Annotated in this window: 13 protein-coding genes; 1 reads left to right on the top strand and 12 read right to left on the bottom strand. The window is 67.9% G+C overall.

The features are described 5' to 3' along the window. Positions 1-22 precede the first annotated feature (22 nt). The 12 genes from tagH to GO308_RS03725 all read right to left on the bottom strand — a co-directional run bounded on the left by tagH (position 23) and on the right by GO308_RS03725 (position 15,723). The gene (gene tagH / locus GO308_RS03670) at positions 23-1,543 is read right to left on the bottom strand and encodes a type VI secretion system-associated FHA domain protein TagH (RefSeq protein ID WP_066477509.1); all 1,521 of its coding nucleotides are present in this window, start codon (positions 1,541-1,543) and stop codon (positions 23-25) included. Between the two features lie 9 nt (positions 1,544-1,552). Continuing rightward, the gene (locus GO308_RS03675) at positions 1,553-2,161 is read right to left on the bottom strand and encodes a hypothetical protein (RefSeq protein WP_066477511.1); all 609 of its coding nucleotides are present in this window, start codon (positions 2,159-2,161) and stop codon (positions 1,553-1,555) included. A gap of 1 nt (position 2,162) precedes the next feature. Further along, complete coding sequence (gene tssI, locus GO308_RS03680) at positions 2,163-4,046, bottom strand: type VI secretion system tip protein TssI/VgrG (RefSeq protein ID WP_240883846.1); 1,884 nt, start codon at positions 4,044-4,046, stop codon at positions 2,163-2,165. A gap of 83 nt (positions 4,047-4,129) precedes the next feature. Further along, complete coding sequence (locus tag GO308_RS03685; RefSeq protein WP_066477515.1) at positions 4,130-4,600, bottom strand: type VI secretion system tube protein Hcp; 471 nt, start codon at positions 4,598-4,600, stop codon at positions 4,130-4,132. Between the two features lie 98 nt (positions 4,601-4,698). Next, the gene (gene tssH, locus GO308_RS03690; protein WP_240883847.1) at positions 4,699-7,353 is read right to left on the bottom strand and encodes a type VI secretion system ATPase TssH; all 2,655 of its coding nucleotides are present in this window, start codon (positions 7,351-7,353) and stop codon (positions 4,699-4,701) included. A gap of 184 nt (positions 7,354-7,537) precedes the next feature. Then, complete coding sequence (tssG, locus tag GO308_RS03695; protein ID WP_240883848.1) at positions 7,538-8,680, bottom strand: type VI secretion system baseplate subunit TssG; 1,143 nt, start codon at positions 8,678-8,680, stop codon at positions 7,538-7,540. Continuing rightward, positions 8,677-10,491 (bottom strand): type VI secretion system baseplate subunit TssF, encoded by a 1,815-nt coding sequence (gene tssF, locus GO308_RS03700; RefSeq protein ID WP_240883849.1) that lies wholly within the window; start codon positions 10,489-10,491, stop codon positions 8,677-8,679. Before tssF ends, tssG begins: the two co-directional genes overlap by 4 nt. Before the next feature lie 5 nt (positions 10,492-10,496). Next, positions 10,497-10,967, bottom strand: coding sequence for a type VI secretion system baseplate subunit TssE (gene tssE / locus GO308_RS03705; RefSeq protein WP_066477522.1), 471 nt, complete (start codon positions 10,965-10,967; stop codon positions 10,497-10,499). Beyond that, entirely contained in the window at positions 10,967-12,469 is a 1,503-nt protein-coding gene (gene tssC, locus GO308_RS03710; RefSeq protein WP_240883850.1) for a type VI secretion system contractile sheath large subunit, read from the bottom strand. Before tssC (GO308_RS03710) ends, tssE begins: the two co-directional genes overlap by 1 nt. Before the next feature lie 23 nt (positions 12,470-12,492). Beyond that, complete coding sequence (tssC, locus tag GO308_RS03715) at positions 12,493-13,989, bottom strand: type VI secretion system contractile sheath large subunit (RefSeq protein ID WP_240883851.1); 1,497 nt, start codon at positions 13,987-13,989, stop codon at positions 12,493-12,495. Between the two features lie 7 nt (positions 13,990-13,996). Continuing rightward, the gene (tssB, locus tag GO308_RS03720; RefSeq protein WP_066477528.1) at positions 13,997-14,509 is read right to left on the bottom strand and encodes a type VI secretion system contractile sheath small subunit; all 513 of its coding nucleotides are present in this window, start codon (positions 14,507-14,509) and stop codon (positions 13,997-13,999) included. A gap of 77 nt (positions 14,510-14,586) precedes the next feature. Further along, entirely contained in the window at positions 14,587-15,723 is a 1,137-nt protein-coding gene (locus tag GO308_RS03725; protein WP_240883852.1) for a type VI secretion system ImpA family N-terminal domain-containing protein, read from the bottom strand. 133 nt (positions 15,724-15,856) lie between these two features. Here GO308_RS03725 and GO308_RS03730 point away from each other — a divergent pair, with 133 nt between their 5' ends. Then, entirely contained in the window at positions 15,857-16,150 is a 294-nt protein-coding gene (locus GO308_RS03730) for a PAAR domain-containing protein (RefSeq protein ID WP_066550029.1), read from the top strand. Positions 16,151-16,174 lie beyond the last annotated feature (24 nt).

The raw sequence follows: 16,174 nt of genomic DNA on the forward strand, positions 1-16,174 counted from the left end.
GCCATCACTCCCCCCGGTGGCGTCATTGTCCCGACTTCAGGAACTTTTCATAGCCCTCGCGAAAGGCGACGCTCATCACCCCGTTCGCGTTCGATACCGCATCGCGCCGCAACGCCTCGAAGATCGTTTGATACACCGTCCACGGGTCGATGCCACGCCGGAACGGCAGTCCTTTTTTCTGGCCCGCGGCCTGGGCGATCAGCTTCTCGATCTCGGGCGGCGACAGCCGGTCGAACACCGCGCTCAACGCGTGCTGGACGCCCGCCAGCATGGCAAGCTGGTGCTTCTTGATATCCTCGAACGCGGTGCGCACGGCTTCGTCGGCGGGCATGAAGCCGGGCAGCGGATCGCCGAGCAGGATGCGCGCGGCGTCGAGCGGGGCAAGGTGCTTGAGCGGATTGTTGCGCCCGATGCTCAGCTGAGTGCGCTCGACGCGGAACTCGTCCTTGAACGCGGCGCGGTCCTGGATGATGTCGGACAGGCCGAGCACCACCTGACGGTACATCACCCCCAGCCGCCGCATCGCGTCCGGCGACAATTGCAGCTCGTCGGGGCCGATCCCGGCGCCTTCGTAAAATGCGGCCCAGTCGGGACCGGACGTGGACGCCGGCGCAGTTGGGGCGGCCGGGGCGGCGGGCGCTGCCGACGCGGCCGGGGGTGGCAGTTCGGCTGGGCTTGCCCGTCCCGGATCGGGCGCGGGCAGCGCAAAGGGGTCGTCGGTTTCTCCGTGCAGCGGCGCGGGGGTGAACGGCTCGGCCGGGAAAGGCACCTCGGCGAAGACATCGCTCTCGGGCGGCGGTAGCGGGGCGGGCGCGAACGGGTCGCCCGCGGGCAGCGGCATCGGCGCGAACGGGTCCGCGCCGCTTGCAGCAGCTCCGCCGGGCGGCGCGATCGCCCAGTCCTCCGGAATGCCGAAATCGGTCGGCGGCGGCAGCGGATCGGCCATGATCGGCCGGGCGAAGGCGTTGCCGAGCGGACCGGCAAAGCCGAAATCCTCGGGCGGCGGCGCGGACTGCGCCGGGCCGGCCAGCGGCGTGGGCGAAAAGCCCAGGAAATCGTCCATCGCGTTGCCGAGGAACTCGTGCACCTCGGCCTGGCGCTGCGCATTGCCCCACACCGGATCGACCGGGGTGTCGAACCACGCGTCGGGCTGGCCCAGACCCGACGGACTCGCGGGCAGCGGCGGGGGTGGGGCGGGCATCAATGCCATGCCGGCACCGGCGGCTTCGGTCGCGACGGTGATGACGAAATCGCCGATCAGCAGCCGGTCGTTGGCGCGGATCGCCACGGGCAGTTGCGGCGCGATGCGTCCGTCGGGGCGGTTGAGCGCGACGCCATTGGTGCTGGTGTCGATGACGAACAGGTCGAGGCCGAGCGCCGAGATCGTGCAATGTTCGCGCGAGATATGACCGTGTTCGTCGGGCAGCACCCAGTCGCACGTCTTCGCACTGCGCCCGACCTTGATTTGGCCGGCGTCGAGCTGGCGCCGGTCGATAAAGGTTCCGGGCGGGTCGGTCGCCCTGGCAAGCAACAACGTCCACATGATGACGGATCAGCCCCCCGCCAGCCGCGCGCGGACCGACGCCTGGGCGGTTCGACCAACGTCCCCCTTCATCAACGCCAGCCCGATTTCGAGGAAATCGCCCAGCGACACGCGGCCGTTGAGCGCCGGCTCGAGCGTCAGCAGCAGCAGCGCGGTCCGCGTCGCGACTCCGGGCAGATGCGGTGCAGGCGGTACCGGTTGCTGCCCGCGCGGCGCGATCGATGCGCCGCTCCAATAGGCCGCCATCGCGGCCCAGCCGGGCGCGAGGTCGAGGTTGCAGCGATCGGCCGCCTCGCCCGCGCGCTCGGCATCGACCGGCGCGGTGCTCTGGACCCAGTGTTCGGCAACCTCGACCGCAGCGAGATCCTCCGCACGCGCCGCCAGATCGGGCAGCAGCCGGACCGCGAGGCATGCCCACCACGCCGCCTGGCGATGCGGCAGGATCATGGTGAGCGCATAGACCGCGTCGCGGTAATTGCCCGTGGCGGCGAGCGCGGCGATCAGCCGTTCGGGCCCCGTCGCCCCGGCCAGCACCGCACGGCCAGCGGGGGACAGATTGGCCTTCTGCTCCAGCTCCGCACGCTGATAGCGCAACGCGATGACGGGCGTGCTCGCCATGTCAGTTGATCATCACGATGCCGCCCTTGAGCGTCAGCATCGCATCGGCGGTGACGTCGGTCTTGGGCGCTTTCAGGGCGGCGGTCGCGCCCCCGGACATATCGAGCTGGGCCTCGGCCTTGATCGTGATCTTCACCGCCTTGATCTCGATTCCCGTGGGCGTCATCGTGATCGTCGAGCTGCCGACCTTGAGCTCGATTTCCTGCTTCGATTCCAGCAGGCTCTTCTGCTGCACGGTGACGGTGCGGGTCTTGGCGATGTCGGTCGTCTGCTTGCCGTCGATCTTGACCGTGCGATCGCGCGTCACGGTGAGCGACTGGTCGCGCTCCACCGCCAGCGTCTGGTCGCGCTTGACCGTGCCCCAGTCGTCATTGTCGATCAGCCGGCGATAGTCGCGGCCGGTGTAGAGATAGATCTCCTCGGCACCGTCCTTGTCCTCGAACCGGAATTCCTGGGTGATCCCGCCGTTTTTCTCCGTGACCGAGCGCCAGCCGCTCTGTGTCTTGGCCGACGCGGGATCGAACGGATAGGGCTGGGACGGCGTGTAGACCGTGCCCGAGATGAACGGCAGATCGGGATTGCCATAGAGAAAGTCGATGATCACCCGCGTGCCGATGCGCGGAAAGAATTGCGCGCCGTGCGTCGAATGGGCCCATTGCTGCTGGACGGGCAACCAGACGAATTTGGGGAGCGCACCGCCATAATCCCGCGCGGTCGCGATTTCGACGGGAACGCGGCTCTGGTCGTCGATGACGATCTCGCCCTTGGCCGAGCTTTCGTCCGCGACCGTGCCGAGCAGGGGGCCCGGCGCGGTGCGCTGGGGCGCGCCGACCGGCGGGCGGAACACCCGGGTCGCGTCGATCGCAGTGAACTGGTTCGAATAGCTGCCCTTGCCGCCATCCTGCAGCATCCACGGATCGCGCGCGGAATGGGTGACCGAGGTGAATGCCAGCCGGTCTGGCAGCGCACCGTCGCTTTGCGTGACCTTCACGCGTCCCCCGGCCATGAAGTCGCAGCGCGACGACATGCCGGTCACCTGGTCCGCGCTCTGCCCGACGCCATCGATGTGATAGGCGGAGCGGGCGTTCACGCCGGCCTGCGCCACCGATTCGAACCCGATCGAATGCAGCCCGTGCGGATAGACCGCGCCCCAGGACGGGGCGGCGCTGCCCGCCTTGGTAAAGGGCTCGTCGAGCTTGTTGACGTTGACGCCGTGATGCTTGTGCTTGCGCGGCCCCGCGCGATATTCGCGCGCGACGGCGGGCATCGCCTTTAGCGATTGTTCGTGATCCATCGACACGTCGCCGCCCGCCACGTCGACATAGTCGGCGGACTTGTTGGCCAGCACCATCTTGTGCCGGAAGGTGCCCGCGCCGCTGTCGTGCACGAAGAAATACATGATGCCGTCCTGCGCCAGCAGGCGGTCGAGGAAATCGAGCTCGCTCTCGTCATAGCGTACCGCATAGCCGCGCACCGGCGGGTCCGGGCTGACGCCCACCGACTTGGTCAGCCCGACGACATCGGCGGTCATCGCGGTGAAGATGTCGAGGCTGGTCTTGTCCTGGATGAAATGCGTTGCGCGCGCATAGCTGAGCGCGAAATAGGCCGGGCGCGCGGTCAGCAGGACCCGCATCCCCTCGGCACCCAGCGCCAGCCGCGCGGCATAAATGCGCCCGGCAAAGACGCGCGGCGGAAAGTCGCCGATCGAGATGTCGAACTCGACCAGCTTGCCGATCCACTGGGTCAGGTCGGGCCGCACTCCGGCGACCAGCTCCAGGCGATACTCGAACGGCTCGCTGATCGCCTCGCGTCCTTCAAAACCCAGCAGCTCGTAATTGGCCAGGTCGTCGGGAAGCGCGCGCAGATTGAGAAGATGGTCACCCATGCCAGGAGCCTTGCCCGCCCGTCAGACGCGGAAGCCGGCGGCCCCGGTGCGGGGCCGCCGATCTTCCGCGCAAGCCAGGGCGATCAGCCGACCTTGTTCTCGGCCAGCGAGTAGATCAGGTGGGTCGGGCTGCCGGTGTTGGTCGCATCGCGGCCGGTGAAGCACCAGTCGAACTTGGTGAAGTTCAGCGACAGCGACTCGCTCGGAAAATCGCCGCCCGACGACATGCTGAAGCCCGAGATGATGACTTCCTCGAGGCTGAGCGTCGCGTACGCGACCGATTCGCCCTTCGAAGCGGCGGTGAACGAGATCTTGCCCTTCTTGATCACCTCACCCATCAGCAACTGCTTGAACAGCAGCTCGGACGACTTGTCGGTGACCTTGGTCGTCGTGATTTCGGACACGCTCGGCTCCGACGCGGTGCGGTCTCCGCCGCGCGGCGAGCTGACGCCGATGCCGGCACCCCATTGAAAGCTGTTCAGCTCGATCATTTCCTTGAACTTGTCGTCGGTCGAGCTGCCCTTGATGCCATCGAGTTCGAGATAGATTGCCACGTGCTGTTCCCTTCTTCATCCTCGGCGACACCGTGTCGCCTTGCCCTAAATTGCGGATCGGCGGCATGAATCATGGCGCGGCCCCGCGGTGATTGCGTTCACACCAGCGTGATCGAATAATCCTGCGTCTCGCCCGCGCTGACCCGGACCTCGGTCACTTCCTTGCCCTCGGCGCGCAGCTCCAGCAGCTGCCCGGCCAGATCGGCGAGCAGCCCGCGCTTCAGGATATTCTCGATATTGCGGGCACCGCTTTCGGTTTCGGTGCAGCGCTCGACCAGCTTGTCGAGCAGCGCGTCGTCCCAGCTGAAGCTGGCCCCGTAGCTGCCGATCACGCGCTTTTCGATCCGCTTCAGGCTGATCACCACGATCTCTCGCAGGATTTCGGGCCGCAGCGGGAAGAAGGGGACGGTGACGACACGGCCCAGAAACGCGGGCTTGAAATAATCGAGCAGGTCGGGGCGCAGCTGGGTCGCCAGCGCCTCGGGCTCGGGCAGCACCTCGACGTTGCGGCACAGTTCCTCGATCGTATCGGTGCCGGCGTTGGACGTCATGATGATCAGCGTGTTCTTGAAATCGATGTCACGGCCCTGGCCGTCCTTCAGCATCCCCTTGTCGAACACCTGATAGAACACGTCCTGAACGCCGGGATGCGCCTTTTCCATCTCGTCGAGCAGGATGACCGAATAGGGCTTGCGCCGGACGGCTTCGGTCAGCACGCCGCCCTCGCCATAGCCGACATAGCCGGGCGCCGCGCCGACGAGCGTGGAGACCTTATGCTCCTCCTTGAACTCGCTCATGTTGATCGTCGTGACGTTCTGCTCGCCACCATAAAGCAGCTCGGCGAGCGCCAGCGCGGTTTCGGTCTTGCCGACGCCCGACGTGCCGCAGAACAGGAAGACGCCGATCGGCTTGCGCGGATCGGCCAGGCCTGCGCGTGCGGTGCGCACGGTCTGCGCGATCATGTCGAGCGCATAGTCCTGGCCCTTGATCCGGTTGGCGAGCTGGTCCTTGACGGTCAGCACCGAACGGATTTCGTCGCCGCCCATCCGGCCGACCGGAATGCCGGTCCACCCGGCCAGCACTTCGGCGACGACCTGGCGATCGACGACGTCATAGACCACCGGATGCTCGCCCTGCAGCGCGCGCAGCTTCGCCTGCGCCTCGCGCAGCTCGCCGACCTTGGCGTCATAATCGGCTGCGTCAGCCGCCATGCCGTCCAGCGCGACGCGCAGGTCGCCGACCGCCTTCACCGCCGCCAGTTCTTCCTGCCAGCGCGCCGATGCGGTCTCCTTCGCTGCCTCCAGCTCGCCCTTGCGCGTGGCGGCGGCCTCCAGCTTCTTGGCCACATCCACGCCCGAACGGCCCTCGCGCTCGAGCATCCGCACTTCGGACGCGAGCAGGCCAAGCTGGCGTTCCAGATCCTCGACCGACGGCGGCGTCGCCGCCTGGCTGATGCCGACCCGCGCGCACGCCGTGTCGAGCAGCGAAATCGCCTTGTCGGGCAATTGCCGCCCGGCGATGTAGCGGTGCGACAGGCCCGAAGCCGCCTCCAGCGCTTCGCCGAGAATGCGGACATTGTGGTGTTTTTCGAGCACCGGCACGAGCCCGCGCAGCATGGCGACGGCCAGGTCCTCCGACGGCTCCTCGACTTTCACCACCTGGAAACGGCGGGTGAGCGCGGGGTCCTTCTCGAAATATTTCTTGTATTCGGCCCAGGTCGTCGCCGCGATGGTGCGCATCTCGCCGCGGGCGAGCGCGGGCTTGAGCAGGTTGGCGGCGTCGTTCTGGCCCTCCGCGCCGCCCGCACCGATCAGCGTGTGCGCCTCGTCGATGAACATGATGATCGGGGTGGGGGAGCCCTTCACCTCGTCGATCACCGATTTCAGCCGGTTCTCGAACTCGCCCTTGATGCCCGCGCCGGCCTGGAGCAGGCCAAGATCGAGCGACAGCAGGCGCACATTCTTGAGCGCGTCGGGCACGTCGCCCTGCGCGATGCGCAGCGCGAAACCCTCGACCACCGCGGTCTTGCCCACGCCCGCCTCGCCGGTCAGGATCGGGTTGTTCTGACGCCGCCGGGTCAGGATGTCGACGATCTGGCGGATTTCGGGGTCGCGGCCGAAGATCGGGTCGATCTTACCCGCCTTCGCCTGCGCGGTCAGGTCGATGCAGAACTTGTCGAGCGACGCGGTGCCGCGCGATGCCGGGGCACCGCCCGCACCCGTCGCCGCCCCGCCGTCGCCCGCAGGGGCGGAGGACAGGTCGGCCGCCATCTTCGCTTCTTCGGACGCCGACGCGATCTGCGTCATCGTCGTGCGCAGCGTTTCCGCGGGCAGCTTGGCGAAATGCGTGCTCATCTGGCGCGCGATCACCGCCAGGTCGTCCGCATCCAGCAGCGCCATCAACAGATGGCCCGAGCGAATCACCCCCGAGCCATGATCGAGCGACGCGAGCAGCCATGCCTCGCGGATCAGCTTGATGATGTTGGGGGCAAGGCCGGGCGCGCGGCCATTGCCGGTCTTGAACCCGTCGATCGCGCGGTTGATGTCCTGGGTCAGCCGGCCGGCATCGACCTGGAAATGATTGAGAATGACGGCGACGTCGGAGGTTTGCCGGTCGATCAGGCGCAGCAGCCAATGCTCAATCTCGACATCGTAATTGGTGCGAGACAGCGCAAGTCCGGCGGCGCCCTCCAATGTGGAGCGACAGGTGTCGTCCAGCTTGCCGACCAGGCTCTTCAGATTGACCTGCGCCACATGCCCCCCTCTGCAACATGCCGAAATCAATGTATTTTCGCGCGGGCTGCGGCGATGCCGCCCGACCGGATCCCGGGGATGGAAGCGATGCGAATCGAGCCCGCATTTTTCGATGCCGCCCCGCCCGCGCCACCGTCCCCTCGGCGCGCCGTCGGTCTAGCCCAGCGCGCCGGGCCCCACAACGTTAATTTAGCGCAACCATGCGTTCGCCTGTCTCGCCGGCGACGGTTGCCGGCGGCGTGCGGCCCGGACCGTCGCGGCCAATCGCGGTGCGGTCGACCGGAATGACGCAATCGGCCAGAATGCCGGCGTCCGGACCCGGCGAGCCGAGCCAGCCGGTCCAGCCGAGCAGCGCAGGCGTCGCCGCGTCGCCCAGCCGCAGGGGCGGGATGTCGGCGGCATCGATCAGCATGCGGATCACCGGCTGGTGTTCCATGCCGGCGGCGAGCATGCAGGCTTCCCCGACGATCGCGCGCTGGCCCGACTCCGCGCAGAAGCGGATCAACGTCGCGTGATCGACCGGGCCGATCTCGACCGCATAATGATGCTGTACGTCGAGCACTGCCGCACCGATGATCGCGGCATCGTCGCTGCCCATCCCGGTTTGCGGGTCGATGCCGCCCAGCCGCGCGAACTGGCCGCCGCCGCCGGCACTGGTGCCGCCCAGCCGGCTTTGCTCCGTGGGCGGCAGCGCCAGCCAGGCCGGTTCCGCCTCGGCAATCCGCAGCGGCAGTCCGGTCAGCTGGCGCAGCACCGTCTCGACGCTCGCCGCGCTGCGCCGCGCATCGCCCAGATGCCCGGCCAGCGGCACCAGCGCCGCGTCCTCGACCACCAGCCGGGTCATGCTGCCGGGCGTCGCAAGGCCCGCCAGCGCGAGCACCGCGCGCGACGCGGGATCGTCGCCGGGCCGAGCCTCGCGCTCGAAGCTCACCAGCCAGTGATGCTTGCGGAAGATCCGATAGAAGAAGGACAGTGCGCGGTGATCGAACAGGTTCAGGAAGGCGGCGAACGCGACGTCGCGCATCCGCCGGCGTTGAAGCTGCAGCTCGCTATAGACCGGGGGCAGGGCGGGGGCCGCGCCCGCCAGGCCCAGGACATTGGCGGTGACGTGCGGCTGGCCGTCGACCTCGCCGATCGCGGCGATGTCGCTGGCGGTCAGCGCCATCCGGTCGGAGGCAACGAAGCGCAGCGGTTCCTCGCCCGGGGGCGTGTCGCTGCCGATTTCGACCGTGCGTCCGCCGCGCCGTGCCGCCAGTTCGATGACACGCGCGGCCTGGGCAAGTACAAGCGCCGCGGTCCGGCGCGACAATAGCTCGACGACGGTCATATCAGCGGACGGTCGCCGACCCGCGTCGGCCAGGTCTTCCACAACGTCGCCTCGCGCCGCAGCTTGGCGGAGACGCGCACGAAGCTGTTGAGCGCACATGCGCTCGCCAGGAAGCGTTCGATGATGCTGCACAGCAAAAAGCTGCCCGATCCCGAGAGCCGGTCGTCCTCGACCTCGATCGTGACGTCGACCCCCGCGCACATCGCGGTGTGCCCCTTCAGCCGCATGCGTGCGACGCCGGGCGCGGCCGTCACCCCGACCAGCCGTTCGCGCAGGTGCACCGTTTCGGGCGTGTCGCCGATGTCGTAGAGCGCCAGCACCTCGCGCAGCGCCAACGCGCCCGCGCTGCCGCCGACCAGGCTAAGATGATTGAGCGACAGCTGGCCGACCAGTTTCCAGATCGCGGCGCGCCGCCGGGCCGGTCGTCGTGTCGGCGTCGGCTTGGTCAGCGCCTCGACCCCCGCCAGCCCCGCGATCGTGCCGTCGATCTCCAGCTCCGGTCGCCCGCCGCCGAAGGGCAGCCGCGCCGGCAGGTCGCGGTTGGTGGCCAGGATGCGCGGGTGCAGCACGGTCGCATCATCGCGCAGCAAGCGCCCCTCCAGATCGGCGACCGCGACGAACACATCGTCGCCGCCACCGGGCCCGAAGCTCGACCGGCGCGCCAGCGCGTGGAACATCCGGCCCAGCCGCGGCGATCCACGATCGACCGAATGGAGCGGCGGTGCCGAGAACCGCTCGCCGCTCTGGTCCTGCAGAACCATGTCGACGACCGAATGCACCTCGATCGCGTCCTCGCGCCGGGCGTCGGGCACGATGCGATATTCGATGCTGCTATGGTCGAGCTGGATGGGCTCGGCATCCATCTCGAACAAATTGATCGCGGGGCAGGCGAACAGATCGAAATCGTCGGCGCGCACCACGCGCTCGAGCTCGGACGACAGCTTGTCGAAGTAGAAGAACAGCTCGAGCCGGTCGCCCGCGATGTCGAGCGTGCGCGCGGCCAGCCCGCTCACCTCGACGAACAGGTGCTTTTGCGGATAGGCGAAGAATTCCTGCAGCACCGCATAGGCACCCCGCGCAACCTGGGTCTGGGGCAGCAGCAGCTCGTCGTCGCCAAAGCCGCGCAGCCTGAGCGCGTCCGGCGGGAGCAGCACCGCGCGCGGATCCTGTGGACTGGTGCCCACCCCGATGCCCACCAGGTTCGATCCGAACTGTTCGATCAGGATCTGCGCGCGCCGCGCATCGCTCTTGATGAACAGGCGCAGCGTGTCGATGCCCAGCCCGGCCAGATCGACCTCCGGCTTGGTCGTCGCCAGCGTCAGGCGCAGCACGCCCTTGGCAGCATGGAGCCCCAGCGCGGGCGCGTCGAGCGGCGGACCACCCATCGCGGCGGCATGGACGCGGATGGGCAGCAGCTGGGTGTCGTGGCACAGGCGATAGCGGCACCGCTGGCCGTCGACCGGTTCGGCCGACACCATCGTGCCCGCCGGGACCGTCACCGGCTTGTCCAGCCCATCCTCCGCGACCAGCCGCGCCACCATGAACGATGGCACCGGCTGGATCAGATGCGGATAGAGCGTCATCAGCATCGCGTCGGACAGCTCGGGAAACTCGTCGTCGATCTTGTGGCGCAGCCGCGCGTTCATGAACGCGACCGCCTCGATCAGCCGGCCGATATGCGGGTCCTCGATCGCGTCGCGGGTCAGGCGCAGCCGCGATGCGATCTTCGGATGCGCCTCGGCGAACGCACCGGCATTGCTGCGCAGGAAGGTCAGCTCGCGCTGATAATATTCGATCAGGTCGTCGATCATCTGGGTCAGTCCGGCATTTCGACCGCGATCGAGCGGTCGCTCGGCCGCACGCTGGCGTCATAGACCACCGCCTCGCGCGCGCGGGCGAGGTTGAGGATCGCGGTGATGCGAAAGCGGATGCCGCGCGAGGTCGGCGCGCCGTCGACCTCGACCTCGACCTCGCTCAGCCGCGGTTCGTGGGTGCGGATGGTCTGCGCGATCATCCGCCGCACGCGCTCGCGGACCCCGGCGGCGGCGAAATCCTCGGTGCTGATGTCGGGCAGGCCGAAACCGATGATCGTCGCGAGCAGCGTCTCGTCGCCGTTCACCGCGGCGATATGCGGACGGCGGCTGTTGAGCAGCCCTTCCAGGTCGCGACGCAGCCCCAGCCGATAGCGTTCGAGCAGCTGGTCGTCGCCCAGCATCGGTTCCTGGCGCAGTTCGGGCTCGTCGTCGATCAGCCGGTCGATCAGCGACAGGGGAATCTCGCCCGCCATCACGCGGCCGCCTCGCGCCCGATGATCGTGGTCAGGCGAAACTCCGATGCAATCTGGTCCAGCTGGTAATGCGGCCGGATCGCGATCTCGCAGCCATAGCTTCCCGGCTTCTCGGGCATCTCGCTGACGATCACGCGCGCCTCGCGCAGCGGGTAGCGCACGCGCATCTCCGGGCTCGCATCGTCGTTGCCGGTGACATAGGTGTTGAGCCAGGTCTGCAGCAGGCGCTGGCATTCCTGGGCATCGGTATATTTGCCGACCCAGTCGCGCGCCATCACCTTCACATAATGGGCGAAACGGCACACGCACAGGATGTAGTTGAGCATCGCGCTCATCTTCGCGTTCATCCGCGCCGCTTCGCTGTCATAGTCGGTCGGGCGGTGCAGGCTCGGCAGGTTGAGGAAAGCGGTCAGGCCGGTCAGGTGAATCTGGCGCAGCGCGATGACGCCCAGTTCGTTGAGCGCGACCTCCTGGTCCTCCGACACCGCATTCTCGACCGCGAAGCGCGCGACCACGCCGGCACGGTCGCTGGGCAGCAGCTGGCGGATCGGGCCGTCGACCGTGCCGCCTTCGCCGACCGGCACGGTGCCCCGGATCGCGGCGGGCCAGCGGTGCTGCGCCATCGCGCGGCACGCGACATGCGCGAGCGCGAACGCCCCGTTCATCCACAACAGGTCGCGTGGCCCGTCGGCGCGCTCGTCATAGACGAAGCCCAGCCGGGGGAAGTCGCGGCCGCGATAGAGTCGCCGGGCGAGCAGGCGCGGCGCGACCGCCGCAAGGAAGCGGCTGTCGGAACGCGCGCGCAGCCGCTCCCAGCGCGCATATTCGGGGTTGGCGAAGGTCGCGGACAATTCCTGGCGCAGGTCGAGATCCGCAAACGCGTCGATGCCCATCATGCGCGGATCGACCCCGACGACCGTGGGGCAGAAGGCGGCGGCCGCCACCTCCGCCAGGCCCGACAGCGTTGCGACATCATCGGTGCGGTCGCGCTGGCCCAGCCGGTGCGACACCTGATGATCGACGATCATCATGCCATAGGGTTCGCCGCCCGGCGTGCCGAATTCGTTGCTGTAGATGCGGTCGAACAGCACGCTCTGGTCGAACGACATGGCGCGTTCCAGGTCGCGGGCCACCTCGCCCCAGCGGACGTCGAGGATGCGGACCTTGACCTGCGCGTCCGCGATGCCGTGGACCAGCCAGTGCGTCCCGCGCCATAGCGCCTCGATCCGCTGCAGCTCGGGGTGGTGCAGGATCGCGTCGAGCTGGCGCGACAGCAGTGCGTCGATGCCGGCCAGGATGCGTGCCCCGCGTGCGCGCAGCCCCGGCGCGGTTCGCGGCGCGCCGTCGGCCCGCCATGCCGCGCCGGTCGTGGCTGCGGCGGGCAGGCCGAACAGCCCGGGCGCGGCGGACGACGCGACGGCATCGCCATCCGTCGTCCGCGCGCGCGCATCGGTTGCCGCGTCCATCGCCGATTGGCCCTCCGGTTCCAGCGGGATCGGCACGCGCGCGGCGTCCGAAGCGCCGATCAGCTCGCCTTCGGAATCCGCGCGACCAGCCGCATCGAGGTGGTGAGTTCCTCAAATTGCAGCCAGGGGCGCAGATGCGCGACCGCGGTGTAGGAACCCGGCGCGCCCTCGACTTCGCGCACCTCGACCCGGGCTTCGCGCAGCGGGTATTTCGCGCGCGATTCCTGGCCGGCACCCTCGGTCGCGTTGACGTAGTTCGAGATCCAGCGGTTGAGCCAGGTCTCGGTGTCCTTCGCTTCCATGAACGACCCGATCTTGTCGCGCGCCATCACCTTCAGATAATGGGCGAAGCGGCTCGTCGCCATGATGTAGGGCAGGCGGGCGGAGATCGCCGCGTTGGCAGTCGCCTCCGGCCGGTCGTACTTCTTGGGCCGCTGCGTCGTCTGCGCGCCGAAGAAGACCGAATAGTCGGTGTTCTTGTAGTGGCAGAGCGGCAGGAAGCCGAGGTCGGAAAGTTCCTTTTCGCGGCGGTCCGTGATGCCGATTTCGGTCGGGCACTTGGCGTCCAGGTCACCGTCGTCCGACTGGAAGACATGGGTCGGCAGGTTGGTGACCTTGCCGCCGCCCTCCGCGCCGCGGATCGCCGTCGTCCAGCCATATTCGGCATGCGCCGCGGTCATGCGCGCGGCCAGCGCATAGGCCGCGTTCATCCAGCAATAATCGTCGTGATCCATCGCCTTGGGATTGCCCGCATCGTCCTTGGGCGCTTCCTCGTACGCGAACGCCTCGACCGGCTTGGTGTCCTTGCCATAGGGCAGGCGGGCCAGCACCTTGGGCATGGTCAGCGTGACGAAGCGCGAATCCTCGGTGTTCCGGAAGCTGTTCCACTTCATGTAATCGGCGGTTTCGAACAGCTGCTTCATGTCCATCGGGTTCGACAGCTCGGTAAAGCTGTCCATGCCGAACAGGTTGGCGTTCGCCGCCGACACGAACGGACAGAAGCCTGCCGCCGCCACGCTGGAGATATTGGTCAGCAGCTCGATGTCGTCGGGATGCTTGCCGAAATAATAATCGCCGATCAGCGTGCTGAACGGCGTGCCGCCCGCGGTGCCGAACTGCTCCTCATAGACCTTCTTGTAGAACTGGCTCTGGTCGAAATCGGTCGCCTTGGCGAGGTCGGCGGCCAGCTCTTTCTTGGTCACGTTCAGCATCTGGACCTTCAGGCCCTCGCCGATCTCGCTGTTCTTGACCAGATAGCTGAGCCCGCGCCAGCTGCCTTCCAGCGACTTGAACTTCTCGGCATGCATGATCGCGGCGAGCTGTTCGGAAATCTGCGCGTCGATCTTGGCGATCGCGTCGCGCAGCGTCACCGTCATGTTCTTCTGGAACTGGACGGTGCCGCTCATCGCCTCCGATGCCAGCGTGCGCATCAGTTGTTCGACGCGCTCGGGCTCGGTCTGCTTGGTGACGCTGATCGCCTGGTCGAGCAGGCTGGCGGGCGCGTCGGTCGTGGTGGTCGCGGCGGCGCCTGCGGCCTGGGTTTCGGTCTCGGCCATGTTACCCTTACTCCTTGGTGCTGCTGTCGTCGCCGAGCTGGTCGCGCAGGCTGCTCAGCTGCGATTCGTCGCGCAGGATCTGCTCGAGCAGGCTTTCGAGCTGCTCCGAACCGTCCGCCTTGGCCATCAGGTCGCGCAGCTGGTTGCGCGTCTCCATCAGCTTGCGGAGCGGTTCGACCTGCTCGACGATCTTGTCGGGCTCGAAATCGTCCATCGACCGGAACTTCAGGTTGACCTCGAATTCCTTGCCGTTCTTCTCGAGCGTGTTCTCGACCTTCAGCTTCACGGCGGGCTCGATGCGCGCCATGACCTGGTCGAACTTGTCCTTCTTCAGATCGACGAACTTGCGTTCCTTCAGGCTCTTCTTCGGCACCGCCGAGTCGCCCGAAAAGTCGCCCATGACGCCGACGACGAAGGGCAGTTCCTTCACTTCCTGCGCGCCCTCCGTCTCGACATCGTAGGTGATGTGGACGCGCGGCTTGCGCACGCGCTTCAGCTTGTCATGCACCGAGTCTGCCATAACGCTCTCCCCAAAGCCGCGCCGATGCGCGGAAGTTCAGACAAATTTCGTCGATGTGCCCCCGTCGTCGCCGTCGATCATCCCTCACCGGCGGGCGGCTTGATGCCGGAACGCCAGTAAAAGGTCTCGCGAACCGAGGCGTCGGGAATCAGCTCCGTCAACAACGCATCAAGACTTAAACGCGCGCGGCGGTCAACCTCGCGCAGCGAAGGGCCGAGCGGCGACAGCGGTTCGTACCGCTCGAAATAATCCGCAGCCGCGGCAATCGCGCGCAGCGCGTCGTCGCGCTGGGAAATGCGGCCGATCACCATCGGCCCGCCGGCGTTCGCCGTTGTGGCCGCCGCGCCGCCTTCGCCCGCCGCCTGTGCGTCATCCGCCGGCGCATCGACCGGATCGTCGGGCAGCTTGGCGATCAGCGACTGCAGCCAGTCGGCCATGCCGCGCAATTCGTCGCTGACCCGCGACGCGGCGGGAAAGCGGGGTTTCGTCCGCTCGGAGACATAGGCGACGCCGCGCCGCCACGCGGCTTCGGCGGCGGCGACCTCGTCGGCGGAGCGCTGCAGCACGCGGCGCGGGATGCGCCGGGCCAGCGCTTCGATGGCGTCATAGGCCGCCTGCGCCTCCTGCTGGCGCTGCGCCTTCTGCTCGGGCGTGCCGTTCTGCGACGCGGCGAGCAGCGCATCGGCGCTGACCTTGTCCAGAAAGCGCAGCTGGTCGCCCGCATCGACCGCCAGGACCAGCCGGCGCAGCGGCTGGACCAGCGTGCCGTCCTTGTCGCCGCTGCCCCCGCTCAGCCCCGACAGCGGCTGAAAGCGCGCCTCGACGCCATCCTCCTCGTCCTCGACCGGATAGAGGCCGCTATCCCAATATTGCTCGATCAGGTCGGCCATCACCGCCATGCCGGCGGACAGGCCGAGCAGGCCGTCGACGCGCGTCGACGCCTCGACCAGCACGGCCATGGTTTCCAGGTCCTTGCTGTGCTCGGTCAGGTAATCGCGCGCGCTTTCCGCCAGCATGTCCCACGACCACGCGTCGCCGCCGTCGGCGTCCTCGCCCATGGCGGCGCGCTGTTCCTGGCGAAAGATCGTCTTGCGCTGAAAGCGGATCTCGCGAAACAGCTCGCCGGCCGCGCCCTCGTCCTCGCGCCCGTCGATGCCGACGCCGTCGCCGATCGGGGCGAGCAACGCCGCACGGCTTTCCTCGTCGATGACCAATTTCGCTCTCCCCCCGTCCCGCGACCGAGCCTACAACGTGGTGCGGGCCGCTGCACCCCCTTTTTTGTTGGCGCGCGGCCCGGATTGCGCGATGTTGCGTCGTCGAAACCGACGCGGAGGGGCGGGGACACCGATGGGACAGCCGGCATCGCGACTGACCGACATGCACACCTGCCCGATGGTGACGGGGGTGGTGCCGCATGTCGGCGGCCCGATCGTCGCGCCGGGACTGCCGACCGTGCTGATCGGCAGCCTTCCCGCCGCGCGCGTCACCGATCAGTGCGTTTGCGTCGGCCCGCCCGACACGATCGTCAAAGGCAGCGCCACCGTGCTGACCGGTTCGCTGCCCCAGGCGCGGATCGGCGACCAGACCGCGCATGGCGGCGTCATCGTGCTCGGCTGCTTCACCGTGCTCGTCGGCGGCTGAGCACGCGTTCGCGCAAGGGTTCGG

It is taken from the genome of Sphingomonas sp. SFZ2018-12 (assembly GCF_022496715.1).
Taxonomy (GTDB): Bacteria; Pseudomonadota; Alphaproteobacteria; order Sphingomonadales; family Sphingomonadaceae; genus Sphingomonas.

Coding starts and splice junctions, on each gene's coding strand:
- GO308_RS03730 (WP_066550029.1), top strand. CDS start 15,857: ATGGGACAGCCGGCATCGCGACTGACCGACATGCACACCTGCCCGATG.
- tssF (WP_240883849.1), bottom strand. CDS start 10,491: ATGATCGACGACCTGATCGAATATTATCAGCGCGAGCTGACCTTCCTG.
- tssC (WP_240883851.1), bottom strand. CDS start 13,989: ATGGCCGAGACCGAAACCCAGGCCGCAGGCGCCGCCGCGACCACCACG.
- tssG (WP_240883848.1), bottom strand. CDS start 8,680: ATGACCGTCGTCGAGCTATTGTCGCGCCGGACCGCGGCGCTTGTACTT.
- GO308_RS03675 (WP_066477511.1), bottom strand. CDS start 2,161: ATGGCGAGCACGCCCGTCATCGCGTTGCGCTATCAGCGTGCGGAGCTG.
- tssE (WP_066477522.1), bottom strand. CDS start 10,967: ATGGCGGGCGAGATTCCCCTGTCGCTGATCGACCGGCTGATCGACGAC.
- tssB (WP_066477528.1), bottom strand. CDS start 14,509: ATGGCAGACTCGGTGCATGACAAGCTGAAGCGCGTGCGCAAGCCGCGC.
- tssI (WP_240883846.1), bottom strand. CDS start 4,046: ATGGGTGACCATCTTCTCAATCTGCGCGCGCTTCCCGACGACCTGGCC.
- tagH (WP_066477509.1), bottom strand. CDS start 1,543: ATGTGGACGTTGTTGCTTGCCAGGGCGACCGACCCGCCCGGAACCTTT.